Origin of the sequence: Staphylococcus nepalensis, from assembly GCF_002442935.1 — a bacterium.
Lineage (GTDB): Bacteria > Bacillota > Bacilli > Staphylococcales > Staphylococcaceae > Staphylococcus > Staphylococcus nepalensis.
In genome coordinates this window covers 1-25678 of sequence record NZ_CP017468.1, presented here as the reverse complement: position 1 = coordinate 25678, position 25678 = coordinate 1, and the positions used below count along the sequence as shown (strand labels likewise).

General features: G+C 34.6%; 22 protein-coding genes and 4 pseudogenes. All 26 read left to right on the top strand.

Going from position 1 to position 25678, the window contains the following annotated elements; all coding sequences use genetic code 11:
• Positions 1-2 precede the first annotated feature (2 nt).
• Positions 3-743 (top strand): annotated as a pseudogene (locus BJG89_RS14430) (phage major capsid protein); the annotation flags it as partial.
• A 72-nt stretch (positions 744-815) separates the two neighbouring features.
• Positions 816-1104, top strand: a pseudogene (locus BJG89_RS15015) (head-tail connector protein).
• Between the two features lie 5 nt (positions 1105-1109).
• Positions 1110-1289 carry a hypothetical protein gene (locus BJG89_RS14420; RefSeq protein ID WP_096810236.1) on the top strand — a complete coding sequence of 60 codons (180 nt, stop codon included), beginning with the start codon at positions 1110-1112 and terminating at the stop codon, positions 1287-1289.
• A complete protein-coding gene (locus tag BJG89_RS14535; protein ID WP_157772550.1) occupies positions 1289-1444 on the top strand; it encodes a hypothetical protein in 156 nt (51 codons plus the stop codon). The genes BJG89_RS14420 and BJG89_RS14535 overlap by 1 nt, the downstream gene beginning before the upstream one ends.
• On the top strand, positions 1437-1862 hold the full coding sequence (locus BJG89_RS14415) for a hypothetical protein (protein WP_046100246.1): 426 nt from the start codon (positions 1437-1439) through the stop codon (positions 1860-1862). Before BJG89_RS14535 ends, BJG89_RS14415 begins: the two co-directional genes overlap by 8 nt.
• Entirely contained in the window at positions 1859-2254 is a 396-nt protein-coding gene (locus BJG89_RS14410; RefSeq protein ID WP_065865682.1) for a hypothetical protein, read from the top strand. Before BJG89_RS14415 ends, BJG89_RS14410 begins: the two co-directional genes overlap by 4 nt.
• 32 nt (positions 2255-2286) lie before the next feature.
• A pseudogene (locus BJG89_RS14405) lies at positions 2287-2915 on the top strand (major tail protein).
• A 96-nt stretch (positions 2916-3011) separates the two neighbouring features.
• Positions 3012-3542, top strand: a complete 531-nt coding sequence (locus BJG89_RS14400; protein WP_096810232.1) for an Ig-like domain-containing protein — start codon at positions 3012-3014, stop codon at positions 3540-3542.
• A gap of 67 nt (positions 3543-3609) precedes the next feature.
• Positions 3610-3960, top strand: a complete 351-nt coding sequence (gpG, locus tag BJG89_RS14395) for a phage tail assembly chaperone G (protein WP_096810231.1) — start codon at positions 3610-3612, stop codon at positions 3958-3960.
• Between the two features lie 41 nt (positions 3961-4001).
• Entirely contained in the window at positions 4002-4166 is a 165-nt protein-coding gene (locus BJG89_RS14660) for a hypothetical protein (RefSeq protein ID WP_017722733.1), read from the top strand.
• Positions 4167-4188: 22 nt separating this feature from the next.
• A pseudogene (locus BJG89_RS14385) lies at positions 4189-10416 on the top strand (phage tail tape measure protein); the annotation flags it as partial.
• 356 nt (positions 10417-10772) lie between these two features.
• A complete protein-coding gene (locus tag BJG89_RS14380) occupies positions 10773-11150 on the top strand; it encodes a lysozyme family protein (protein WP_096811282.1) in 378 nt (125 codons plus the stop codon).
• Positions 11151-11303: 153 nt separating this feature from the next.
• On the top strand, positions 11304-11510 hold the full coding sequence (locus tag BJG89_RS14890; RefSeq protein WP_232514243.1) for a phage tail domain-containing protein: 207 nt from the start codon (positions 11304-11306) through the stop codon (positions 11508-11510).
• Between the two features lie 489 nt (positions 11511-11999).
• Positions 12000-13589 (top strand): phage tail protein, encoded by a 1590-nt coding sequence (locus BJG89_RS14370; RefSeq protein ID WP_096810225.1) that lies wholly within the window; start codon positions 12000-12002, stop codon positions 13587-13589.
• Positions 13582-13944, top strand: a complete 363-nt coding sequence (locus BJG89_RS14365; protein WP_096810223.1) for a hypothetical protein — start codon at positions 13582-13584, stop codon at positions 13942-13944. The genes BJG89_RS14370 and BJG89_RS14365 overlap by 8 nt, the downstream gene beginning before the upstream one ends.
• Entirely contained in the window at positions 13941-15602 is a 1662-nt protein-coding gene (locus BJG89_RS14360) for a phosphodiester glycosidase family protein (protein ID WP_096810222.1), read from the top strand. Before BJG89_RS14365 ends, BJG89_RS14360 begins: the two co-directional genes overlap by 4 nt.
• An 11-nt stretch (positions 15603-15613) precedes the next feature.
• A complete protein-coding gene (locus BJG89_RS14355; RefSeq protein WP_096810219.1) occupies positions 15614-16852 on the top strand; it encodes a BppU family phage baseplate upper protein in 1239 nt (412 codons plus the stop codon).
• A 10-nt stretch (positions 16853-16862) separates the two neighbouring features.
• Positions 16863-17276 carry an XkdX family protein gene (locus BJG89_RS14880; RefSeq protein ID WP_232514168.1) on the top strand — a complete coding sequence of 138 codons (414 nt, stop codon included), beginning with the start codon at positions 16863-16865 and terminating at the stop codon, positions 17274-17276.
• Between the two features lie 39 nt (positions 17277-17315).
• The gene (locus tag BJG89_RS14345; protein WP_157772549.1) at positions 17316-17624 is read left to right on the top strand and encodes a DUF7365 family protein; all 309 of its coding nucleotides are present in this window, start codon (positions 17316-17318) and stop codon (positions 17622-17624) included.
• 52 nt (positions 17625-17676) lie between these two features.
• Positions 17677-17988 carry a holin gene (locus tag BJG89_RS14340; protein ID WP_096810215.1) on the top strand — a complete coding sequence of 104 codons (312 nt, stop codon included), beginning with the start codon at positions 17677-17679 and terminating at the stop codon, positions 17986-17988.
• A gap of 11 nt (positions 17989-17999) precedes the next feature.
• On the top strand, positions 18000-19391 hold the full coding sequence (locus BJG89_RS14335; protein ID WP_096810213.1) for an N-acetylmuramoyl-L-alanine amidase: 1392 nt from the start codon (positions 18000-18002) through the stop codon (positions 19389-19391).
• A 960-nt stretch (positions 19392-20351) separates the two neighbouring features.
• The gene (locus BJG89_RS14330) at positions 20352-21962 is read left to right on the top strand and encodes a BCCT family transporter (RefSeq protein ID WP_096810211.1); all 1611 of its coding nucleotides are present in this window, start codon (positions 20352-20354) and stop codon (positions 21960-21962) included.
• A 226-nt stretch (positions 21963-22188) separates the two neighbouring features.
• Positions 22189-22491: a hypothetical protein gene (locus BJG89_RS14325; protein ID WP_096810209.1), complete on the top strand. Its 303-nt coding sequence runs from the start codon at positions 22189-22191 to the stop codon at positions 22489-22491.
• Between the two features lie 3 nt (positions 22492-22494).
• Complete coding sequence (locus BJG89_RS14320) at positions 22495-22881, top strand: hypothetical protein (RefSeq protein ID WP_096810207.1); 387 nt, start codon at positions 22495-22497, stop codon at positions 22879-22881.
• Complete coding sequence (locus tag BJG89_RS14315) at positions 22853-23104, top strand: hypothetical protein (protein ID WP_096810205.1); 252 nt, start codon at positions 22853-22855, stop codon at positions 23102-23104. The genes BJG89_RS14320 and BJG89_RS14315 overlap by 29 nt, the downstream gene beginning before the upstream one ends.
• A 741-nt stretch (positions 23105-23845) precedes the next feature.
• Positions 23846-24619 carry an acetoin reductase gene (locus tag BJG89_RS14310; RefSeq protein ID WP_096811223.1) on the top strand — a complete coding sequence of 258 codons (774 nt, stop codon included), beginning with the start codon at positions 23846-23848 and terminating at the stop codon, positions 24617-24619.
• The last annotated feature ends 1059 nt before the right edge of the window (positions 24620-25678 follow it).

Genomic DNA, 25678 nt, shown 5'->3' with positions numbered 1-25678 from the left:
CTTTCGCTCGAAATCAGTTGCGAGAAAAAGCACGTCTAACAAATATTAAGGGATTAGAAATTCCTCGTATCTCATACACACTGGATGACGATGATTTTATTACAGATACAGAAACAGCTAAAGAAATGGAACTAAAAGGTGACACAGTTAAATTCGAAACATACAAATTTAAAGTATTTGCTGCAGTTTCTGATACTGTAATTCATGGTTCAGATGTTGAATTAGTTAGTTGGGTAGAGAATGCTTTACGTTCAGGATTAGCCGATAAAGAACGTAGAGACGCTTTTGCTGCTAGTCCTAAACCTGGAATTGAACATATGTCATTTTATAATGGAAGTGTAAAAGAAGTGGCTGGTTCAAATATGTATAAAGCTATCATTAATGCCTTAGCTGATTTACATGAAGATTATCGTGATAATTCAGTGATTTATATGAGATATGCAGATTATATTAAAATTATTGATATTTTATCTAACGGTACTACTAATTTCTTTGACGCTCCTGCTGAAAAAATATTTGGTAAACCAATTGTATTTACTGATGCAGCAGTTAAACCAGTAATAGGAGATTTCAATTACTTTGGTATTAACTACAATGGTACAACGTTTGATACAGATAAAGATGTAAAAAAAGGCGAATATCTATTCGTTTTAACTGCTTGGTATGATCAACAACGTACATTAGACAGTGCGTTCCGTATCGCTAAAGTTGATGGTGGTTCTGAAGACACGAATACACCCTAACAAGCCCCAAAAGGTAGAAGTAGAGACGAGAGCAAAATCCGTCTCTATTTCTGCTGAATAGGGGTGGTTTTGTTGAATCAAAATGAATTATTACGCATCAAAAGATGGTTAAACATAGATTATGATATCGAAAATGATACGTTAGAAGATATGATTCTAAAGTGCTAAGTCTGAATTAAGTTTAAGTGGTGTGCCTCAGTACTATCATAGTGATGAGGCATATCCTTTATATTGCCAAGCGATTAATTATATTGTTTCGCGTGATTATGAGACTCGTGGCTTTGTTGAGTATGAACGTGAAAATAAAGGATTTAATGACAGAACCTTACAATCATTTATTCTTAAGTTGAAAGTTTGGTGATTTAAGTGCAATTTAAAAACTTTAATACGTACTTAACTTTTTATGACATGGTTAAAACTGGCCCTTACCCAGATGATTTAGAAGAAAAAGAGGTTTATAGTTGTAAAGTTGAAAAATATGATAATTCTATTAAAGACAGACAAGTTCTAACGACAAACGGTAAAACCCAAGGTTTTACATTATAATGAGAGACGCTCAACGACAATTTATCCCAAAGTATCAACATACAATCAAAGTGAAGGATTATCGCTTTGAAACGCAACTATTTAACATATATGATATTCGATTTGATAAGCCGAAAGCAGGCTATATTACGGTGGTGGTGGCTGAAAATGAGTAAACCTAAAATCAATGGTATATATGATGTAAAGCTTAAAGGCGAAAAAGAGTTAATGAAAAAGATGGAAGCAAAATTTGGTCAAAAAGCAATGCAAGTAAAGAATGATAAAGCATTAATTGAAGCATCTGACTTTTTAAAAGAAGAACTCAAATATCAATTTGAAGATTTTAGAGATACAGGCGCGACCATTCAAGAAATGAAGCGAGGGAATCCTGAAACGGTTGCTGGTCAAAGACGGATTATGATTCATTGGGAAGGTCCTAAGGAAAGAAAAAATATCATTCATCTTAATGAACATGGCTATACACGTAATGGTAAAAAGTATACACCTCAAGGTTACGGTGTCATTGCCAAAACATTAGATGCATCACAAACCAAATACCGTGGCATCATTCGAAGAGAGTTGAACAAAAAGTGAATATACTCAAATATATTACGAATATCATTATTAACGACCCTATACTCGCATCAGAAGTAAACAACCGCATTTATTATTACGAAGTAACAGAAGTGGATGATACGAGTGATGCGTTTGTCGTTTTAACCCCGATATTAGATCGTCCAAGCACATATGTTTCTGATAAATATCTATCGGAAACTTATTTTTTTCAAGTCGATGTTGAATCTTATAATCATCAACAAACGATAGATATAACGAAACGGATTCGTTATTTACTATCAAATGAAAATTTAAATCAAGCATCATCACAATTAGATGACTATTTTAAAGCAACACAAAGGTATGTGATGTCACGAAGATATCGTGGCATACCTAAATACCAATATTACAAAGGTGAACGTGTCGAATAGATGCGTTCTTTTTAATTCAAGGAGGAAAAATTATGGCAGTAGTAGGATTTGAAAAAGTACACGTAGGTATTTTTGATGAAGATGAAAAAATTAAGAAATTAATGACATGGAAAGATGCAAAAGGTGGTACGGTCAATCTTAACATTTCAGGATTAGCCCCTGAAAAGTTGAAATGCGTGCTTCAAATAAGACGGTATGGTCTAAGAAACAAGGAACAGGCGAAGTTCAGTCAGAACTGGATGTATTTAATGTACCAGATAAAGATTTAGATGCCGTTTTAGGTCGTGATTCAGATGAAAATGGGACTTCATGGGTTGGTGAGAAAACACGTGCGCCTTATGTTGCGTTAATTGGCGAGTCAGAAGATTTATTATCAGGCGAACCTGTATATCTTGCGTTAACTAAAGGAACAATGAGTCTTGAATCTATTGAATGGAAGACAACGCCAAAAGAAGCAGAAGAACCAGAACCACAACAACTTACAGGTGATTGGATCGCACGTACTATTAATGGCGAATCACGTACTTATGGTTATCATGTTGGTAAAGAAGGGTCAGATGAATTGTTCCAAAGTGTATTCCCTGGTTACGAAAATGTTGGAGAAGGCGAAATGCCAGACAATGACAATTCAAATGATAACGAAGCAGTAGAAACACCCTAAGGCACCCCAAAATGTAGCGATAACAGCTAAAAGTAAATCGGCTGTTATTTCTGCAGAATAGGGGCTTTTTAAATTAAATTACTAGGAGGCTTTTAAATGGCAGACATTTTAAAGATTTATAAAAATGATGAAGTAGTCGCAAGTGCTGAACGTGGTGAAGATGGTAAAGCTAACGTTACGATTGAAGGTCTGGACGCAGATACAGCATATGAAGCAGGCACGCATCAAGCTGCTTTTAGTAACGATAACGGTGAATCTGACAAAACAGATGTGCCAGGATTTAAAACGAATCCAATTAAAGTCACAGGGGTTTCCCTTGATAAAGAAAGTTTAACGCTAAATATCGGAGATACAGCAACCATTCAACCAACGGTTGCGCCATCGACTGCGACTAATAAAGGTGTAGCTTATGCATCATCCAATAGAGATGTAGCTACAGTAAATGAAGACGGTACAATTACAGCGATTGCAGACGGTACAGCTAACATTGAAGTTACTACTGAGGATGGTAATAAAAAAGCAACATGTGCTGTCACTGTTGAAACTGAAGAAGAACCTACGCCAGAAGAACCCGATAATGTAGAAGTAGAAGCAAATGAAAACGATGCAGATGTATCAGCAGAATAAATAAGCAAGGCGACTTCGGTCGCCTATTTTTGTATACAAAAATAATTAACTTTAAGGAGACAATAACATGATCAAATTTGAAATTAAAAACCAAGAAACAGGTAAAGTAGAAAGCTATTCAAAAGACGTTATCACGATGGGCGAAGCAGAACGTTTTTATGAATGGATGGAAAGTCGAGAAAAAGAAGTGAATAAAGAAAAACCAGATATGAAAAAAGTGAGAAAAATGGAACGTGATTACTTAGTTAGTTTGTTTGAAAAACAAGGTTTAACAGAAGAAGACATTTTAAATAATATGGGTACAAAAGCATATTCTTATGTGTTAGGTGAAATATTTCGAGAAATCAGCGGCGAAGACGAAACAAATTCAGAAGATGAAGCAAGCCAAGAGGGAAAGACAGAAGAACACTCTCAATAAGCGAAATTTTATCAAACATTAAGGACTTACAAAGGTTCTGTATGATGCATTACGGTTGGACTTTAACAGAAGTTAAGGCACAACCGTATTTTCAACTGTTATCGATTTTAAATGAAGATGATAAAAAAGATAAACAAAAAACTAAATCTAAAAAAGAACAAGAAGTTATTAAAGGTAAAGACTTAATCAAACTATTCGGTGGATAGGTAAGAAGGGAGGTACATATAATTGGAAAATATTGAAGGCTACGCGATAAAGAACACCATGGATAATACGGGCGTTGAAGAAGGCATGAAAGGTCTTAAACGTCAAATGGGCGTATTGAGTTCTGAAGTGAAAGCGAATATGTCTAGTTTCGGCAAAGCTGAGAAATCTGTACAGAAGTATCAAACACGTATTGAAGGACTTAACAATAAAATGAAAGTCCAAAAGAAAATGTATGATCAAGCTAAAACCAATTTAAATAACGTTAAAAGTTCTTATGAAAAAGCAACGAATAGTATTAAACAACAAGAACAAAAAGTTAAAGAGCTTGCCGAAGCACATAAGAAGCAAGATGAAGCGATGCGTAAATCTAATCAAGAGATGAAAAAATCTAATAAGGAATTAGATAACGCTAAAATGAAACAATCTGTATTAAGTGCTGAAAAGGCCAAAGCTAAAACAAAACTCGATGACTTACGTTCTGCAGAAAGACGTTTAAAAGAATCAGGCAAAGCCTCTACTGAACAAATTAAACAAGCTTCTAATGCGACCAAACAACAACGTGAAGTCCATCAAAAATTAATTGCTAGCCACAAAGAAGAAACTGCAAATGTTAAGAAGTTAACCCAATCTAATAAAAGCATTACAGAAGAAAATAAAAAGGTTAAAGCTTCTTACCAACAATCAAATGACGCAGTTAAAACTGCAGAAAAAGAATATGACAAACTTTCTAAAACAATCAAAGATTATCCAAAAGACTTAGCGAAAGCCGAAAAAGCTGTTAATAATGAAAAAGCTTCAATGAATGGTTTGCAAAAAAGTATTGATAAAGCTGAACAAGAGCTAAAGCAAATGAACAAACAACAAATGATTGCTAATAGCTCATATACAAAACAAGCAGACCATTTAGACAAAATGTCAGAGAAGTATGGCAAGATGTCTCAAAATATGCGTTCAGTAGGACGTAATATGTCTATGTATGTGACAACACCGATTGCTGGCGCTATGGGCTACGCAGGTAAACTTGGCGTTGAATTTGACGATGGCATGCGTAAGGTACAAGCCATCTCTGGCGCTACAGGTAAAGATTTAGACGCGTTGAAAGCGAAAGCCCGTGAAATGGGTGCGACTACTAAATTCAGTGCGAGTGATAGTGCTGAAGCTATGAACTACATGGCTATGGCTGGTTGGAAATCGCAAGATATGATGAGTGGTTTGCCTGGGATTATGGATTTAGCTGCTGCATCAGGTGAAGAATTAGGTACTGTTTCTGATATTGTTACTGATGGATTAACAGCATTTGGGCTTGAAGCTAAAGATAGTGGCCGTTTTGCGGATGTCTTAGCGTCAGCTAGTGCAAATGCGAATACTAATGTTCAAATGATGGGTGAAGGCTTTAAATACGCTGCCCCTGTAGCTGGCGCATTAGGTTATAGTATCGAAGATACTTCAACAGCTATTGGGTTGATGAGTAATGCGGGTATCAAAGGGCAAAAAGCTGGTACAGCATTGCGTACGATGTTTACAAACCTATCAAAACCAACGGCAGGCATGAAAGACAAGATGGATGAACTCGGTATATCTATAACAGATAGCAAAGGTGAAATGTTGCCAATGCGTGACGTTATGGATCAATTGAGAGATAAAATGGGTGGTTTATCTAAGGACCAACAAGCTGCAACTGCAAGTACAATATTTGGTAAAGAAGCAATGAGTGGTGCATTGGCTGTTATTAATGCTTCTCAAGAAGACTATGACAAACTATCTAAATCTATTGATAACAGTGAAGGCTCGGCTAAGAAAATGGGCGACACAATGGAAAAAGGCTTAGGTGGTAGTTTAAGAGAATTAAAATCAGCTGCCGAAGAGCTTGGGTTATCTGTTTTTGAAACTATTCAACCTGCTTTATCGGGTATGGTTGGCGGTTTGAAATCAACGGTTGATTTCTTAAATGATTTACCTAAAGGTGCAAAAGTAGCAGGTGTAGCTATTGCAGGCGTAGCTGCCGCGATTGGTCCCGTAACTTTAGGTGTAGGCCTATTATTAAGAGCGGTTCAAGCAGCAGCTGGTGGTTACGCACAACTTAATCGACGTATGGCTGAAAACTCTGCAGAAGCTGCAATTAATGCAGGAGCAACTAAAGCGAATGCAGGCGCAATTACTGCGTCAGGTAAGAGTGCTAAAGGTTCTGCAGGTTTATTTGGACGTTTCGGTAAATCAACAGGTAAAGCAGCTGGAAAAGTTAGTTTATTAGGTCAAGCGAGTAAAGTTTTAGGTAATGGTATTAAAATTTTGGGCGGTCCAATTGGCTGGATTATTACAGGTGTTACGTTATTAGGTGGCGCCTTTATTAAAGCATACAATAATGTTGACTGGTTTAAAAAGGGTGTTGATGGTTTATTTGATGTCATCAAAACGTTTGGTGGCGGCGCTATTGATCAACTTAAAAACTTAGGTGGTTGGTTCTCGAAAACAGGAAGTAAAATCAAAGAAACTTTCTTTGATGAAATGAAACAAGGCTATAAAGACTTAGACGATGACGATTTATTAAAAAAAGCTGGCGATGGCTTTAAAAAATTCATGGATAAAGTTGGTACAGCCTCAGATAAAGCAACCGATACAACTAAAGTTTTAGGTAAAGGCGTTTCTAAAGAAACTAAAAATGCTTTAGATAAATATGTTAAGTATTCAGAAGATACAACGCGTGTTTTATCAGATATCAAACTAAATCATGGCAAAATCACAGATGATATGCGTGAAAAACTTGAAACTTCAGTTCGAAAAGGTGGAGAAGAAGCCTTAAAGCAAATTCAAAAACGTAATAAAAAAGTATCCGATGAATTGAATGATATGCTTGAAAACAGTGAAGCGTTTACTGCCCAAGAAAAACAAGATATGATTCAAAAAAATCAAGAGGCATCTGATGAAAAAATTAAACGACTTGAAGAGCTAAACCAAGAAATCGAAGAATTAGAACTAAAACAATTTAACGACGGGAAACTTACAGCTCAAGAAGAAAAAGACCTAAAAGCTAAATTGGATGAACGTAATCGTATCACAACCGAAAGTATTGCGAAAGGACAAAAAGAGCAACAAGCTATTTTATCAAGAATGAACGCTAACACAGGTGCTATTGATACACAACAAGCAAGTGAGGCTATTAAAGATGCAGTCAAAGCAGAGAAAAAAGCTAAAAAAGAAGCTAAAAAACAACGTGAAGATGATGTTGTTCAAGCTGATGATTTACTTGCTTACGGCGAAATTGATCAAAAAGAACACGATAAGCGAGTTAGAGAAATCGAAGATGCTTATGATGAAGCGATAGATACTGCTGAAGGCAAAACTGGTGACATACGTAAATCAGTTAAAAAGAACAATAAAGATATAGCGGATGACATAGATTTATCTAGTGGTCATGTTTATTCTAATTCTGAAAAATGGTATAAAAAAACGAAAAATTTTATAAAAGATGATTGGAATAGTTTTTGGCAAGATGTAGGTTCACAAGCTTCTGGAATTGGCACTTGGATAGGCGATCAAACCGATGAAATTATTGGAGCTTTCAAAAAAGGTTGGGGCAAAGTTGAAGATTTCTTTACAGAAACGGATTGGAAAGAGCTTGTTAATGGTTGGTTTGAGAACATCGGTGAATGGATTGCTTCCCCATTTAAAGCGATAGGTGAAGATATTGGCGATGCCGTTTCTTCTTGGAAAGAAAATATTTCTGAAGCTGGCGAAGATATTAAGAGTGGTTTTGATACTATCACTGGTTGGTTCTCTGAACAAGGTCAAGAATTCTGGGATGCCCTTAAAGAAGGTTGGAATATTGCTATAGAAGCTGGCGGAGATCTTTGGAACTCTTTAACTGGCTGGTTAGGTGAGACTTATGAAAATGTTTCTGGTTGGTTTGTTGAAAAAGGCAGCAATATCTGGTCAAGTTTGAAAAATGGTTGGAATACAGCGATTGAAACCGGCGGTGATTTGTGGCAATCCTTAACAGGTTGGTTATCTGAGAAGTGGGAAAGTACGAAAGAATGGTTCTCAGAAAAAGGCGGCCACATCTGGTCTAATATTAAAACTGGCTGGAACAATGCTTTAGAGACGGGCGGTAATCTCTGGTCTTATTTAACAGGTTGGCTTGGCGAAAAATGGGAAGATACGAAAGAATGGTTTTCTCAAAAAGGTCATCATATCTGGTCTAATATTAAAACAGGTTGGAATGACGCGCTTGAAATTGGAGGCAATCTCTGGTCTTCATTGACAAGTTGGCTCGGTGAAAAGTGGGAGGAAACTAAAACGTGGTTCTCTCAAAAAGGCGGTCATATTTGGTCGAATATTAAATCAGGATGGAATAATGCGCTTGAAACTGGCGGTAATCTATGGTCATCGATTACTAACAAACTCGGTGAAAGTTGGGAAAATACCAAGGGTTGGTTTAGTGAAAAAGGTCAAAATATTCAACAATCATTCAAAAATGGTTGGAATTCAGCTTGGGATACAGCAGGTAATATTTGGGGCAAAGTGACGAAAGGTGTATCTGATACCTGGGAAAATGTGAAGACATCAACCCGTGACAAACTCGAAGAAGCTAAAGGTACTGCGACCGATAAAACAAAAGGTATTTGGAAAAATACATCTAAATGGTTTGGAGATACTTACAATTCAGCGAAAGATAAAGTAACAGGTGTTTATACTAAAACGCGTGATAAATTTACAGACGCTGCAGGTAAAGTGTGGGATAAATCCAAATCAGCATACGACGGTACGAAAAAATGGTTTGGTGAAACTTATGAAAAAGCTAAAACTAAGGTCACAGGTGTTTATAATCAAGCAAAAGGTAAATTTACCGATACCGCGAGTACAGCTTGGGATAAATCGAAATCTACGTGGAAAGGCACAAGCAAATATTTCGGTCAAGCTTATAGTTCTGTTAAAACTAATGTAAGTAACATGTGGGGTAAAGCTAAAACAAGTTTCGGTAATATTGCTGGTGAAGGTTGGAAGAAAGCAGAATCTGTTTATAAAGGCTTCAAAAAATGGCTGGGCGATACGCTACAATGGATTAAAGACATTGGTGCCGATATGGGTAAAGCCGCAGGCGATTTAGGTAAAACAGTTGCCAATAAAGCTGTAGATGGTTTGAATGGTATGATTGGCGGCGTTAATAAGATATCAAAAGCCATTACGGGTAAAAACGAACTTATAAAAAAAATACCTCATTTAGCTACAGGTACTTATGACGGTTCAACGCTCTCTACGGATTCAAATGGTGGGTTAAGACAACCTACGGTTGCAATGGTTAACGATAAAGGACCAGGTAATGGACCGGGCGGACGGACACAAGAGCTCATTCAACGTAAGGATGGTTCAATTGATGCGCCACAAGGTAAAAATACGATTGTTGGATTAGGCAAAGGTGACGGTGTTATTAACGCTAGGCATACGCACAAACTTCAAGAACAAGGCATAATACCTAAACGCTTATCAACGGGTACAGGAACTAAAATACCTCGTTTCTCTAAAAGTAGTAAGAAGAAAAAAACATATGAACAAATAGCTGATAGCATCAAAGATGTATCTGGTGGTTTTAAAGATAAAGCATCTAAAACAGCTCATGGCATCAAAGATAAAACAGCAGATGCAATGGAAACTGTTGGAGATAAAATGAAAGATAGCGCATCTTGGCTTGGTGAAAAAATCGGTGATGTTTGGAAATATGTTAAACATCCGGGTAAATTAGTGAATAAAGTTATGGATAGTATAGGCATCAACTTCGGCGGTGGCGATAACGCTACCGTTAATTTAGTTAAAGCTGCTTATAAAAACTTGAAATCTTCATTAGTAGACAAAGTGAAAGACTGGTTTACAGAAGCTAAAGGTGGCAATGGTGATGCTAGTTGGTTGCCATGGGATAATATCTTGCAAACATTTGGACATTACACTGGTGGGCTTATGTTTAATGGTGGTCGCCACTATGGTATAGATTTTGGTATGCCTATAGGAACACCAGTAAAAGCTGTCGCTGACGGTAAAGTTTCTAAAGTTTGGAACGATTACGGTGGCGGTAAATCGATTGAAGTTCAGGTTGGTAAGAACTTATGGAATTGGTACATGCATTTATCTGAACAGATGGCTAAACAAGGTCAAAAAGTAAGTGCTGGTGATGTCATCGGTAAATCAGGTGATACAGGTAACTTTGTAAATGGAGCTCACTTACACTTCCAATTAAACAAAGGTGATCACTCTGGAAACGATACAGCTATCAATCCTAAGCAGTGGTTAGAGTCATTAGAGAGTAAAGGCGGTAAGAATTCAGGACCAAAAGCAGTTCAAGCATGGAAACCAGAAGTAATGAAAGCATTAGGTCTAGCAGGTCTGCCACAAACATCAACATATGCAAATGCTTGGTTAAGACAAATCAACACTGAATCAACTGGCAATCCAAAGCAGTAGGACCTGGCAGTTCAGAAGGTAATCCTAAAGGGTTAGTTCAAGTTAAACCTGGTACATTTAACGCATTTAAGTTAAGTGGACATGGAAATATATTCAACGGACTTGATAACTTAATTGCAGGTATGCGATATGCTAAAGAGACATATGGTGGAAGAATGCTAAAAAAAATTGGTGTAGGTGGTCCTTACGCTAATGGTGGTATTGTAACTAAACATCAAATCGCTGAGGTTGGTGAAAAAAATAGAGCAGAAGCTATCATTCCACTTCATAAATCTAAACGTAATCGTGCGGTTGGCTTGATGGAAAAAGCAATGACAGCGATTGGCATGGATAATGGCTCTGCGAACGTGACAGTAAACAATGACAATTCAACAATTGAGAAAATGCTAAGTCAGCTGGTAAGAGTGAATGATCAAAATAATAAACTTACACAGACAATTATCAAACTGTTAAGTAATCAAAAACAAGGTTCACCTAAAGATGCAGCGAATATCCTTTCTCAAATTTTAGGAAGAAGATATGAGAATGGCTAGCTTTAATCAAGGAGGTTAATGATGATAGACGGCAGATGGTTAAAAATTATTGATGAAAAATGGAACAAAGGATATCAATGAGTATATAAATAACTTTATTTTTCTTGATGCTAAAGCCCTCTTACCCCTGTATCAGTCGAAGACAGTATAACTATGAAAGGAGTAGATGGTGAGCTACCAGGTGTAGCTTCATTTGCTCCTTTTAATTTAGTGGTTAAGTTTGGTTTTGATGGTATCGATGAAATAGATATTAATTTAATGGAACAAAAACTTAGAAGTATATTTTACAAAAGAACACCTTATTATATCGTAACGTCTGACAATCCAGGCATAAAGTATAAATTAATAATCCAGACATAAATCCCAGCTCGTTTTGATGAAATGACTTTTAGTGTCAAAGATGGCTATTCAGAATCATTAAAAGACACAAGTGAATTTAGTTTATCTAGTGGAGATGGCAATTTGAAGGTGGCGTTTTATCAGATAATGAAATTAAATACACACATAATACAACAGCTTTAAAATTTACAATGGTTCATCAGATACAATCAACCCATTATTAAGACATCAATTTAAATTACTAGTTAATATGATGCACCTAAAGGCTTTAAACTTAATAATAAAACCACTGGAGATGTATTTGAATATAAAAAAGGTATCAAGAAAAATCAACAATTGGTTATAAATGGTGTCCACCCTTTCATTAATAACAAACGTGTAGGTATCGATACAAATTGGCAATGGCTAACGTTGGATAAAGGTTTCAATGACATCGAAATAACAGGAGAAAATATCGGTAATGTTCAGACTCGATGGATATTCCCATTTATATATAGGTAGGTGAAGATATTGAAAGATATGGTATTAAAGAATAAAAAGGGTACGTTTGGAGAAATACTTGTAGATTATGACTTCGGTTCTTGGAAACTTAATTATGAAAAGAATAACGAACGCTCAATTGACTTCACTATTTATAAAACCTATTCAAATTCCGATTTATTCGATGCTTTGCTTAATGAAATGTTGATAGTTTGGGAAGGTCAAGAATATGTTATCAAATCGACTTCTATTAAATATGATGGCGCAGTTGTATCTAACGATGTGACTGCTAAACATATTTTTATGGAGTTTCAAAACCATTATATTCAAAAAGATTTAGAAAATGAAGAAATGAACAGTGATGAAACTACAGATGAAGATAACAAGCCCACAATGACACTTGAACAATATCTTGAATTTGGTTTCAGAGGTAATAAACTTGGATTCACTTATGAAATAAAAGGTAAATTTACTAACCGTGTATCTATTGATGAATTAGGTAACAAGAATGGCATGGAGTTCATAACTGAAGGCGCAGAATTATTTAATTATATTTATTTTGCCGACAATAAGAAAATTTATATCTATGATGAAGAAGCGTTTTATGAAATGGCAGATATACCATTGATCTACAAATATAATTCAAGTGAAGTACAAGCTACAGTTACTAGTACGGATGTTAAAACTTATATTCAAGGCTATGGTAAAAAGAAAACAAAAGCTGAAACAAACAATTACAATCCAGTTAAACCTAAAGATATAAGTTACTCGGGTACTTTCATCAAAGATGGTACTTGGAGAACAGAAGTAGTTGGAGCAAGTTACACAAAAACATTTGAATGTAAACATGGCAATGAAAGACTTGAATGGACGTTGAAGAAAATGGCTAAAGGTGGTTTGCTTGATGTTTATTTAGACGATGAATTGGTTGGACGATATGAATGTTATAGTAAAACAGCCACGAGTGAGAAAATAGTTATCTCGAGAAATTTATCAAGAGGTAAACACACATTCAAAGCAGTATTTAGAGGTGCTAAACCTGGTATTGATTATAAAAACTCAAAACCTTGTATGTATGTCGGTACAGAGAAATCAACAGTATTAAACATCACAGCAGTATTGAAAGGTACTGACATGTATCATGCTTATGCAGAATGGCCTTCACCTAACATGGGCGCGTTTGGTTTTGCAGAAGCTCCTACAGTGTTTGATGATAATGCATTAGACGAAGATGAACTACTTAAGAAAATAAAAGCCGAACTCAACGATCAACCAACTGTCGAGGTATCAACTAACTACTTAGGTTCCGTTGAAGAAAAACATTATATTGGTCATGATGATATTAAAGAAAACAACACCATAAGGTTTATACATCAACCACTTGGATATAACTTAGATTTAAAAGTTGTTAAACTCACTGCTTCGCATCCGTTAGTAAACGAACCAATAGAAGTCGATTTTAGTAACTCACCAACAGATATAATTAAAATACAACAAGGTATCAGTAGGAATATTAAAAAAATGAATAATTTAGTTAAAGGCGGTTCACTTGGTGGGTCGTCTTTTACTATGCCTAGATTAGCATCTGATTCAATAGGGAGCGTGTTAATAGATGAATGAACCAACAGAAATTAAATATCCATTAGATGAAAATGGAGAGCCTTATTATGCAGCTACTCATATACAAGCGGTACAAGGTTTAAATTTTAATGAAGATGAAGATTTATCTACTGTTATTTTTAATCTTCAAAAAGAAGTTAATAGAGTTTCAGAAGAAAATACAAATTTAAGGAATTCTTTAGAAGATTCAAAAACGAAAATTTCAGAATTAAATACAAATATTGGAACATCTAAAAACACTATTGAAACACTTAAAACTAAAACTGGAAGTTTAGAAGTGACTGTTAAAAATTTACAAGATGAAATAGAACAATTAAAAGGCTCAAGCACAAATGAAGGAGGTAGTGGTGAATGAAATTAAAAAAAGACTTGCCTATACAAATCGGTCAAGCATTTAGAAGTATGTTGGTAGAAAACTTTAATAGATTAGAAAATAAAATATATAATAAAGATATTGAAGATAGAAAACACCGTACTAATGAATTTGCTGCTCATAATTCAAAACAAATAAAACATAATGAAACAAATGTAGAAAAGCAATTGAATTACAATAGTGGTCGTACGAGCAACTTGGTAGTGGGTTCAGATGAATATGGTCAAAAAGAAGTTATTGACGCAAGAGTCGACAGAGAAGGTGAAAGTCACGAATTACTATCAGAACGTTTGTTGAGTGATTTCAACGATGTATATAACACAACTTCATTTGTACCTAATATAGATTTTCAAAAGTTACACTACAGAGTTGGAGATACAGACACGGAATACTATTTGATGGACGTTCCGACATATGACAATCAAGGGAATAAATTAAAATTAAAACATGGTTTTGCTGCTGAAAAATTTGGTGATGGAAACAGAGAAACTGCCCGAACATTTAGTGATAGAAATTACGCAAGTGCAGTTTTCAACGGTAGTGTATTCAATACATCTAACTTCAATCTAATTGGTAATCAAATTAAAGACGGTAAGATATATCAAAGTGATAGTTATACCGATAGATCATATCGATGGCATTTAGGGTTTAAAGAAGATGGAACGATGAAAATATACCCTAATGGTACAAGCGCTACCACAATGTTAGAAGATGGGATAGTAAACTCTATTACAGCGTTTTATCCAATCATACTTAATAAAGAACACAGACCAGATATTTATCATCAACATGCTGATTCAAAAACATTCCACCCTAGACAAGTTATTGCTCAACGTGAAAATGGCGATTATGTTTTCTTAAGTTCCGAAGGAAGAAATGTAAAACACAGAGGTTTATCTATTGATGACTGTTACGAAATATTAAGTGCCAATTATAACGACATCACGAATGCTTATGTGCTTGATGGTGGAGGTTCTACTTCATCGGTAGTAAATGGAACTATGATTAATAGACCTAACGACAGTTCATTGACGGCTGAACGTAGTGTGCCAGATTTCTTATACGTATCTAAGGAAGTTATTTCAGAAAGTGATAAACATTTATATAGTGTGATGAAACAGGTAGGCTATGTAAGAAAAGAATTGTCTAACCTTGAAAGTGCAGTGCTTTATATGAGAGATATGAACTTAGGTCATATTAGATTATATCAAAATGCACCGTTTGATCAATATGGTATTGAAATTAGAAGGAAAGAAAACGGAGAAGATAAGTATTTAGGTAAATTAACAATGAATGATGAGATTATTAGCTATAAACCATATCCTTTAGAAGTTGGTAATGTGCCGTTATTTCAAGTCGATAAAAACGACGTATGGTTTAATGGTCAACGTCTTGGTAATTCATATCATGTAACTAAAAATATAAATAAAATAACTGAAATTACTTATAGTGGTTGGTATTACATGGATAAAGATGCGTCAGATAATCCTTATAAATCAGAGGATACAGGGTGTTATGTTCTTTACATGACAACAGATAATCACAGTGGTATGGCAATAGCAACGCCTTTAAGTAACCAAAAACAAAAAAGAAGGTTAAAGCAAGATGATGCTTGGCAAGACTGGATATCTAATGTTTAGGAGGATAAGATATGAATAACTTAGAAAAAATCGGACGTTTAAAGGCAAATATACTACCTAAAGAATCAACTATAGGTAAAGGTATTCTAGCGTATTATAGTGCAGATAATAATACATCTGTTATAAGGTTACAAGTTAATAGAGAAAATGGAAACTTATTGTTAGGAGAACCCAATGTTTGTCCAATGATAAGTTTATTTTTTGCCGATAAATCGAAATATATTAATCAAGAAATGAATATTGTTGATCCATTCACAGGAACAATTGAATACACTCTCACAGATGAACAATTAGAAAAAACAGGAGATGTAAAAGTTGTTGTGACCATTGAAAGGAAAGGTTCAGAGGATAGGGTTTATGTATGTGATTTTACAATTGCTATATTAGATAGTGGTATTGAAACACTCGAACCTAACGAAGTAGTCATACAAGTTGGTAATGTTGTTCAATTGCGTAAACAACTACAAGAGTTAGAAGGTAAAATTAGTTTAGCAGAAGAATCGCTTTTACGAGTTATCAATGATGGGTTATCACAGTTAGATAATAAAAAACAAGAAGTTAATAAATCGTTTGATGAAACTTTAGAACAAATTGAAACTAAAAGAGCGAATGTTTTAAGTGAATTTAATGGTGCGATTACAGATGTCGACAATGTAGCGAATAACGCAATAGAGATTATCGAAAACAATCAAGCAGTTAAATTAAATGACTATAACAATGACAAAAAAACTATCAATAATGATATTAATGAAAGTTTAAATTTAAGCAAAAGTTATACTGATGAACAATTAGAAAATGCTAACACAGAAATAAGTACATCTATAGAGCAAAAATCGAAAAACGCTGAATCTAACGCTAAAGTATATACAGACAATCTCATATCAAGAGTTGATAGCGATATAGCAAATAATCGTGTTAGTGTGACGCCTTTCACAGATATTACATTTAAGAATGGTTTTAGCAATGTGACTGATACAGTGAAGTGGAGTGTTTATAGAACTATTTCACACGGTAATGGTTTGATTGAAATAGAGTTATTTATAAATGTTAAAGGGCCATTTGCAGTGGGCAGAAATGTAGTAGGTGTTTTATCAAATAATATCGCTCCAAAAAAAACCTTTAGTGTAGGTGGACGTGGAAGCGACAACGAACCTTTAAGTTTACAAATCGGTGTAACTGGAGAAATTGCAGTATATGTTAAAAATACAACGACTTATGCTGATGGTAAAATTAATTATTATCTAATTTAGGAGGGATATTATGAAAGTAATATACAACTATTATGACGGAACTACTTATTTATTGTTCAACGATGATGAAGAATGGCCAGAGGGTGACTGGACTGAAGTACCTCCTCCAACAGGTATATACGAACCTTATTACTTCGATGGGGAAAAGTGGATTGGAACATCAAAAGAAGAATACGAAAAGAATAATCCACCTGACCCATATAAACCGAGTGATATTGAAATGGATGTTGCGAGTATCATAAAGAAACTTTATTTAACTGATGAAGAAAATAATGCTCCTGACTTTGATACTATAAAACGTTATTATGAAAAAAATTGTTATACAAAAGAAGATGTGATTTTTTATACTGAAGAAAATTGTATAACGGAAGAACAATACGAAAAAATAACCGGCGAGAAATATCCAGAACAACCACAGGCTTAGGCTTGTGGTTTTATTTTATAGAAAGTGGGAGGTTCAATGTTGAATGAAAGCGAACTAACTTATTGGATTATCTTTACTGTTTTACCACTAACAGTAACTGTAGTGGGGCTGTTTACAAAAGTAGGTAAAGATAAAAAATATAATGAAAATAGAATTACACGTATAGAATCAGAGGTTGAAGATCATAATGCTTCATTAAAAGATATCAAAGAAGAACAAAAACAACAACGTGAAGATACAAAGGTTATCTTAGAAGTTAGTTCAAAGATTGATAGTTTGAATAGTCGTTTTGATAAATTCGAAGACCGATTTTATACACATCAAAATAATCAATTAACTAAAAAGTAAGGTCGTCACAGAGCAGTGACGGCCTTTTTATATTAATTAGGAGGAATTATAAATGGAACAAATTATCGCATTTGCAGGTGTGATTTCAGTAATCACAATAGCATTAGTACAAGTGTTAAAGAAATTGAATGTAGTACCTAAAAATTGGCTACCTGTTGCAGGTGTGTTTGTCGGTGTAGTTATTGGCGGTGTCACAAACTTCATTCCTGAAATAGTTTCAGAATTGTCTATTGGTGGTCGCTTATTGGCTGGTTTGATTAGTGGCTTAATGGCAACTGGTATTTGGGAAACATTCAAAAACCGTGAAGGCAAAAACGTAAATAAATTAGGTGCGGGCAGTGAATCTAAAGCCCCTAAGAAATAGGAGGTTAGAGTATGAAAAAACAAGACGCTGTAAATTGGGCAGTTAAGCAAATAGGCAAGTCAATAGACGAAGACGGTGCGCATGGCGCGCAATGTATGGACGAAATTATCGCTTTTTGTAAACAACATTTTGATTGGCACCCAACAGGAAACGCGATTGATTTAAGCACACAGAAACTGCCTGAAGGGTTTCAACGTATTAAGAACACAGATGACTTTGTCCCTCAACAAGGCGATATAGGTATTATAGATAGTGGCGAATATGGGCATACGAATATCATCGTTGCTGCTAACGAGCATTATTATGATAGCATTGACCAAAATTGGTATAACGCATCAGATCAGGGCAGCCCTGCAGCATTTGTTCAAAACCATAACTATGATGAGTTTTGGGGTGTCATTCGTCCGCCTTATGAGGACGCAGAGCAAGGTGTAACAACTGAGTCAACAAAACTACAAGTCATCAATGACAACATTAACTACACAATGAATAAACGTGTGGGCTCTATTGACGGTGTAGTTATTCACAATACAGCAGGTAGCCGAACAGCAGTACAAGATTATAATGCTTTAAGCAACGCATCTGTAGCACGCTATGAGGCAGGCATGGCACATTACTATATTGATCGTTTCACGATTTGGCGTGCCATTGACACTTACCGTGTTGCGTGGCATGTCGCAGACACATACGGCAACGGTCATTATTTAGGCTATGAAGTAGAAGAGTCAATGAGTGCAAGTAATAAAGATTTCATGATGAACGAGCAGGCAACATTCAAACAAGCAGCCATTGACATGTTGTATTATGGCATTGAGCCGAATACAAAAACGGTCAAACTGCACAATCAATTTGTTGCAACAGCATGCCCTCACAGAAGTATGGCATTGCATGTTGATTTCGACCCGATTAAGCAAGGCGCACCGAGCAAAGCCAAACAACGAGAAATGCAGAATTATTTCATTAAAGAAATTAAGAAATATTACGACAACCCAACACTTATTATCGGAGAACCTAACAACATACCTGATACCGTAACTATCCCAAATGAAGAAGATAAGAAAACGCCTGTACAGTCTAAAAGTGAGAATGTTGGTAATAAATGGCGCAGAAATGCTCACGGTATCTTATGGAAACCTGAACAAGCTACATTTACATGTAAGGCTACAGATTCCAAAGGTAATGAAAGTTTTATCTACACAAGATATTATGGACCTTGGGCGGGTTGGCCTATAGCAGGTCAATTACATTATGATCAATCTATCAACTATGATGAAGTATATGACTATGACGGCTACATTTGGCTTGCGTGGACGGTAAGTAGTGGAGATAGAGTCTACATGCCTATAGGTTACAGTAATGGACAAGGTCAACGTGTCGGTGATGCATGGGGAGATTTTAGCTAATATACAAGGGTAGGCACGTATGTGCTTGCCCTATTTTTTATGGTATAATGTAGGTATAGATACATGAGAGATACCATGTATCGTAACAATCGGTCCCGACTGGTGACTTCTTCCAGTCCAGTATCTACAATTCATCCCGCCATAGTGGGCTTGCTTCTTGTCTGAAGGTAGTATAAGACTATGACTTTGGCAGTTAGATAGAAACTGCAAATATGGCACGCAACCGTATAAGTTATATTTTATAGTCGCGAATATAAAGTGTAGTAGTGGTTGTGATACATAATGATTTATTGGAACAACTCTTTTGAGAATGTTCCCACGCAAACCACCCACACATGTCACTGGGTGGTTATTTTTTATGTTTGTATGATATAGTTTCGTTAGTTTCTTAGACAGAGAAACTTCCTTATTGTGTATAGGCAGTCGTTAATTCGGCTGTCTTTTTTTTTTATTACAGTTTTCGCTCTTTTTGAGATAACTATTTATGATTGCTTCTTTTTTTGTCTGATAAGTCTCAGATATTGTTTGATATATAAACTAATAAATATATACAATTATCTTTCTTATTGCTTTATGGATGTTTATTATTGTGTCATATATAACTAAAGATAAGCAACAGAAAACTAAAATGAGAAAAACTAGGGTAGTATTGAATGGACATGATATGTTAGATTTAAACTGTACTCTCTTTCGAGATACGTTTTTATATCAAAAAAGATGGGCACCTCTTTATGAGGTGTCTTTTTTGTTACTCTCCAGTGCATTTGTATTTCTAAAGTATTCTACATAGATAATTGTAATTTTTATTTTATACTTAAACCTGTTTGAATAAAACGTAGTGTTGGATAATCTTATTTGTTACTATTTTTATATTCATTTTATTCACTTTTTAAACTGAAGTTGTAATTTTTGGAAAACTTTGTTACTATGCATAATATTGAATTCAAGGGAGGTAAAATTATGAATAAAAACGAATCTAACTATAGTGGTAAGAGATTATCGCCAGTTTTTACCTTTAGTATTATAATTATCACAATTGTAGTACTTTTAGGGGCTATATTTCCTAATCAATTCAATAATATTGGGAATAATATCACCGGTTGGATAACTGAATATTTTGGTTGGTATTATATGGTTATTGTTGCTGTCATGATATTTTTCTGTGTTTTCTTAATATTTAGCCCAATTGGTAAATTGAAATTAGGTAAGCCTGGGGATAAACCAGAATTCAACACTATTTCATGGTTTGCAATGCTATTTAGTGCTGGCATGGGTATTGGTTTAGTTTTCTGGGGAGCAGCTGAACCTATCAGTCATTTCGCTTCACCGCCAACAGGAGATCCACAAACATCACATGCTTTTAAAGAAGCTTTAAGAGGAGCGTTCATGCAATGGGGCTTTCATGCATGGGCAGTTTATGCCGTAGTTGCTCTAGCGTTGGCTTATTTCCAATTTAGAAAAAATGAACCAGCATTAATTTCTAAAACACTACGTCCAGTTTTCGGGAATAAAATTGACGGTCCACTTGGAACGGTTATTGACGTGATATCTGTCTTCGCTACGATTGGTGGTGTAGCAGTATCTCTAGGTTTAGGCGCTATGCAAATCGCAGGCGGTCTAAACTATTTATTTGATATCCCAAACAATATCCTAACACAAGGTATTATTATCATTATTGTTACAATATTGTTCTTAGCGAGCGCATGGTCAGGCTTAAGTCGTGGTATTCAATATTTAAGTAATGCGAATATTGGATTAGCAGGGATTATCTTATTGTTTGTTTTCATCGTAGGGCCAACAGTTCTAATTTTAAACATGTTAACAAGTTCTACTGGTGAATATTTAAATACTTTACTATTTAATATGTTTGATACAGCACCATTAGATCCACAAAAAAACGAATGGTTGAATTCATGGACATTCTTCCAATTAGCATGGTGGATTAGTTGGAGTCCATTTGTTGGTATATTTATCGCACGTGTATCTAAAGGGCGTTCAATTAGAGAATTTGTTTCAGGGGTTATGTTAGCTCCAGTACTTGTAAGTTTAGTATGGTTTGCAGCATTCGGTGTATTGGGTATCGAAACAGCAAAAGACCACCCGAAAATTATAGATATGCCACCAGAAACAGCTTTGTTTGGTGTATTTAATGAAATACCACTTGGATTTTTACTATCAATTGTAACATTACTATTAATAGCAACATTCTTTATTACATCTGCAGATTCGGCAACATTTGTTTTGGGAATGCAGACTACATATGGTTCATTGAATCCGTCAGTAATGGTTAAGGTTATCTGGGGTATTGCACAAGCGTTGATAGCGTTTATTCTATTATTCTCAGGTGGAGATAATGGTTTAAACGCCCTTCAAAATATGGCGATTATGACTGCCTTACCGTTCTCTGTTATTATTCTAGTTATGATGGTCAGTTTCTATAAAGATGCTAACCAAGAACGTAAGTTTTTAGGGCTTACTTTAAGACCTAACCAAAAACGTATGGAAAGTTATATAAAACAAAGTTATGAAGAAGAGATTATTGAAAGAAGAAAGACATCTAGAAATTCGTAATTATAACTATATAGTTTCTGTTCCTAAGGAAGATTGAATAAATTAATAATTGTTATACTTAATAAAATTTGATATTATTGTTTTGTTTCCTTAATAGGGAACTTCCTTATAATAAAGGCAGCCGTTAATTCGGCTGTCTTTTTTTTATGTTCGCCTATACGTTCGTATCCAAGGAATATTAAAATGTTTTATATATTGTTAAAAATATTTTTAAAGGGGTATATAAATGGCATACGAAAATTACTATTCAGAAACAGATAAAGAAGAACAAGAAGATGTAACAATTTTTGATGAAGAAACAGTATATATTAATTCTATAGAAGTTATGGCAGGAAAAAATGATGGAGTTTTAATTATGAGGTCGAATTCACCTCGTGGAATAGAAAAAGAGTTAAACATCATGGTAAGTCCTGCTACGTTAAAACATTTAGCTGATACTACAAGCGACATTGTTGCTAAATATGAAAGTGCTTTTGGTAAATTACCTGAAAGTGAAATTAACTTTTTAAGAACTCCTGAGGATGAGTAACTAATGAACGACGATTATATTTTTAGTACTACTGATCCACTTAATAGAGAAGTGCGATTAAAGAAAACTACTTGGGAATTTCATGTAATGAATGAACACGAAGAAAGAAAACATTTTAAGGGCAATGAAGATTTTTTTGAAAATTTAGTATCTGACCCAGATTATATTTTCTCACAAGAAAGTATAGGGCCTAATGTTAGGTGGAAATATTCTTCTTATGGTAATATTAAAGAAGAAGGAAATCCAAAGATTTATAATATTATAGCTGAAGATAATTCAAATCATATGGACATAGTTACTATACTTGAAACTAGTAAGACACAATTAAAAGAATCCGAACGTAAAAAGGAGGCCAAAATTTATGATCGCAGAAAGAAGAATAAAGATTGACGTGGATAAGCAATTAGACGCGATGTATATAAATTTCCTAGATGCTTCAAGTGATTCTGATAGTGATATAACCAGTGAAGAATTAAGTCTTGGTGTATATAGGGTCTATGATGATACTCGCCCTTATATTACATTTAGATATGTTATTTTGGACTTATCTTATCAAGATTTAACGCAAATAAGTAAAATGATAAGTGTGCCAAATCTGAAGAAGTATATATAATGGCTTTTTAAAATAAATGTTTGAAAACACTCACTCAACTAGTGGGTGTTTTTTGTGTTATAATATATTCACATGTACATATTATAAAATGATAATGATTATTACCTATTAAACTACCTAAACATGTCACTGGGTGGTTATTTCATGTCAGTAAAATTGACATAAATTTTTCAGAATTAAGTCTTTGTTATATACTAATTTTGGCTAGTATAAACTAGTACATTTTGCCACATGTTTAATGATATATTTTTAACAGTCTGTTTTCCTCAGACTGTTTTTATTTATTTAAAAATTCATTAAGTACAGGGTTGTTGTCTTCTTTTTCAATAACTGTCGATACATCGTCAGTTAATTCATCTTTTGTATCTATTATTTCTTCTTCGATTAAACTTTCCACTCTATTAGCAACTTCTTTTTTATTCCAACCTATTTTTTAATTTCACTTTTGTAATTCATATACACTCTCCTTGGTTGTCTGAATTTATGTTAGGATTAAGTATAATTTATTATAAGAAAAAAAGAAATCTAAATTAAACTGAATTTAGTGAAATTCAAAGAAAAGATATAAAGGAGTTAAGACAGACCTGCCAATTCAATATGAGCTTAATCACCGATTTTATTTAAAATTTTATGTTTACAAACTAGGATGTTACAGATTACAAGCGCTTTCTTAGATGAAAAAGACTATATATGATATTATAAAGTTAGTTAAAAAATTATAATATTGGAGGATGATTTATGATGAATAAAACAGCTGTTATTACGGGTTCTGCAGGTGGTTTAGGTAAAGGAATAGCAGAAAGACTGGCAAATGATGGTTTTAATTTAATAATACAAGATCTTAATGAAGAACTCCTTTTAGAAACAGAAAAAGAATTTAAGAACAACGGTTTTAATGTTGCCGCATTCAAAAGTGATGTTTCGGTAAAAAAAGAACAAAAAGAATTAGTACAGTTTGCAGTTACGGAGTTTGGTCAGATAGACGTTTTTGTTAATAACGCTGGAGTAGATGCTGTTTCTCCATTTTTAGAAATAGATGAAGAACAGCTTAGTAAACTTTTTAATGTAAATGTTTATGGTACAGTGTTTGGGACGCAGGCCGCAGCAGAGCAATTTAAAAAACAAAATAGAGGTGGTAAAATTATAAATGCATGTAGTATTGCTGGGCATGAATCTTATGAAATGTTAGGAACATATTCAGCTACTAAACATGCGGTTCGTTCTTTTACACAGACTGCGGCTAAAGAATTAGCTCAAGATGGTATTACAGTTAATGCATATTGTCCTGGCGTTGCTAAAACGAAGATGTGGGATCGTATCGACGAAGAAATGGTTAAATATAACGATGATATGGAGCCTGGAGATGCATTCGAAGAATTTTCTTCTGCAATAAAATTAGGAAGATATCAAGAACCAAGAGACGTAGCTAATTTAGTATCTTTCTTAGCTTCAGAAGGTTCTGGTTATATTACAGGTCAGTCTATTCTTACTGATGGTGGGTTAGTATATAGATAACATGAACTATATTTGACGCATCTTTACGAGTTGTCTTTTTTATGATATAAATATTTTAAGCAATATACTATTGCTAACCAACGCAAGTATACCTTACTAAAAAGAAGCAGTCACATTGTCCCGTGTCTGCTCTTTTTTTATTTGATTAAACGGAAAAATATGTTAAATTATAAATAGGCTTTAAAGCCACGCAATCCACTGTGATTGGCCTTAAAATATATTCAGCGTCTCTTTGCGAGGCGCTTTTTTATTGTATATTATAGGCACGATCATTATTAACCATACAATGGATCAGACGGACTTTCGGGTCTGTCTTTTCTACGTTATAACTATGGTTAATAAGTGATTACTATGATTTCTTGGCAACACGTTATTATACTAGGGTAGGCACGTATGTGCTTGCCCTATTTTTTATGGTATAATGTAGGTATAGATACATCAGAGATACCATGTATCGTAACAATCGGTCCCGACTGGTGACTTCTTCCAGTCCAGTATCTACAATTCACCCCGCCATAGTGGGCTTGCTTCTTGTCTGAAGGTAGTATAAGACTATGACTTTGGCAGTTAGATAGAAACTGCAAATATGGCACGCAACCGTATAAGCTATATTTTATAGTCGCGAATATAAAGTGTAGTAGTGGTTGTGATACATAATGATTTATTGGAACAACTCTTTTGAGAATGTTCCCACGCAAACCACCCACACATGTCACTGGGTGGTTATTTTTTTACATAAATAAACCCACCAATTAAGGTGGGTATTTTTAAGGGCAAAAAAAGGGCAGATTATTTATAAATTAATAAAAACCTATGGAACTTATAACCACTAATATACTCTGAAAATATTGATATAACAGTCTTTTTGTAAAATAATAGAAACCTGTAAAAATAGCATAATAATTCTCAAATGATGATGTAGAATGTTATTGTAAGTGGCTTAATTGCAGTGTTTATAAGAGTTTGCTAGTTGTTAAAAATTAACTAAGGGCAGAAAAAGGGCAGATAGTTTAACTTGGGATGTTTTCTAATTTCTCAGTTAACTGTTTGTCCATTTTT

What these genes read in the sequence shown, in the direction of transcription:
- BJG89_RS14360 (WP_096810222.1), top strand. Translation starts at nt 13,941, where the DNA reads ATGAAATTAAAAAAAGACTTGCCTATACAAATCGGTCAAGCATTTAGA.
- BJG89_RS14310 (WP_096811223.1), top strand. Translation starts at nt 23,846, where the DNA reads ATGAATAAAACAGCTGTTATTACGGGTTCTGCAGGTGGTTTAGGTAAA.
- gpG (WP_096810231.1), top strand. Translation starts at nt 3,610, where the DNA reads ATGATCAAATTTGAAATTAAAAACCAAGAAACAGGTAAAGTAGAAAGC.
- BJG89_RS14340 (WP_096810215.1), top strand. Translation starts at nt 17,677, where the DNA reads ATGGAACAAATTATCGCATTTGCAGGTGTGATTTCAGTAATCACAATA.
- BJG89_RS14355 (WP_096810219.1), top strand. Translation starts at nt 15,614, where the DNA reads ATGAATAACTTAGAAAAAATCGGACGTTTAAAGGCAAATATACTACCT.
- BJG89_RS14535 (WP_157772550.1), top strand. Translation starts at nt 1,289, where the DNA reads ATGAGAGACGCTCAACGACAATTTATCCCAAAGTATCAACATACAATC.
- BJG89_RS14415 (WP_046100246.1), top strand. Translation starts at nt 1,437, where the DNA reads ATGAGTAAACCTAAAATCAATGGTATATATGATGTAAAGCTTAAAGGC.
- BJG89_RS14315 (WP_096810205.1), top strand. Translation starts at nt 22,853, where the DNA reads ATGATCGCAGAAAGAAGAATAAAGATTGACGTGGATAAGCAATTAGAC.
- BJG89_RS14320 (WP_096810207.1), top strand. Translation starts at nt 22,495, where the DNA reads ATGAACGACGATTATATTTTTAGTACTACTGATCCACTTAATAGAGAA.
- BJG89_RS14365 (WP_096810223.1), top strand. Translation starts at nt 13,582, where the DNA reads ATGAATGAACCAACAGAAATTAAATATCCATTAGATGAAAATGGAGAG.
- BJG89_RS14330 (WP_096810211.1), top strand. Translation starts at nt 20,352, where the DNA reads ATGAATAAAAACGAATCTAACTATAGTGGTAAGAGATTATCGCCAGTT.
- BJG89_RS14400 (WP_096810232.1), top strand. Translation starts at nt 3,012, where the DNA reads ATGGCAGACATTTTAAAGATTTATAAAAATGATGAAGTAGTCGCAAGT.
- BJG89_RS14880 (WP_232514168.1), top strand. Translation starts at nt 16,863, where the DNA reads ATGAAAGTAATATACAACTATTATGACGGAACTACTTATTTATTGTTC.
- BJG89_RS14335 (WP_096810213.1), top strand. Translation starts at nt 18,000, where the DNA reads ATGAAAAAACAAGACGCTGTAAATTGGGCAGTTAAGCAAATAGGCAAG.
- BJG89_RS14325 (WP_096810209.1), top strand. Translation starts at nt 22,189, where the DNA reads ATGGCATACGAAAATTACTATTCAGAAACAGATAAAGAAGAACAAGAA.
- BJG89_RS14380 (WP_096811282.1), top strand. Translation starts at nt 10,773, where the DNA reads ATGCTAAAAAAAATTGGTGTAGGTGGTCCTTACGCTAATGGTGGTATT.
- BJG89_RS14660 (WP_017722733.1), top strand. Translation starts at nt 4,002, where the DNA reads ATGATGCATTACGGTTGGACTTTAACAGAAGTTAAGGCACAACCGTAT.
- BJG89_RS14890 (WP_232514243.1), top strand. Translation starts at nt 11,304, where the DNA reads ATGAAAGGAGTAGATGGTGAGCTACCAGGTGTAGCTTCATTTGCTCCT.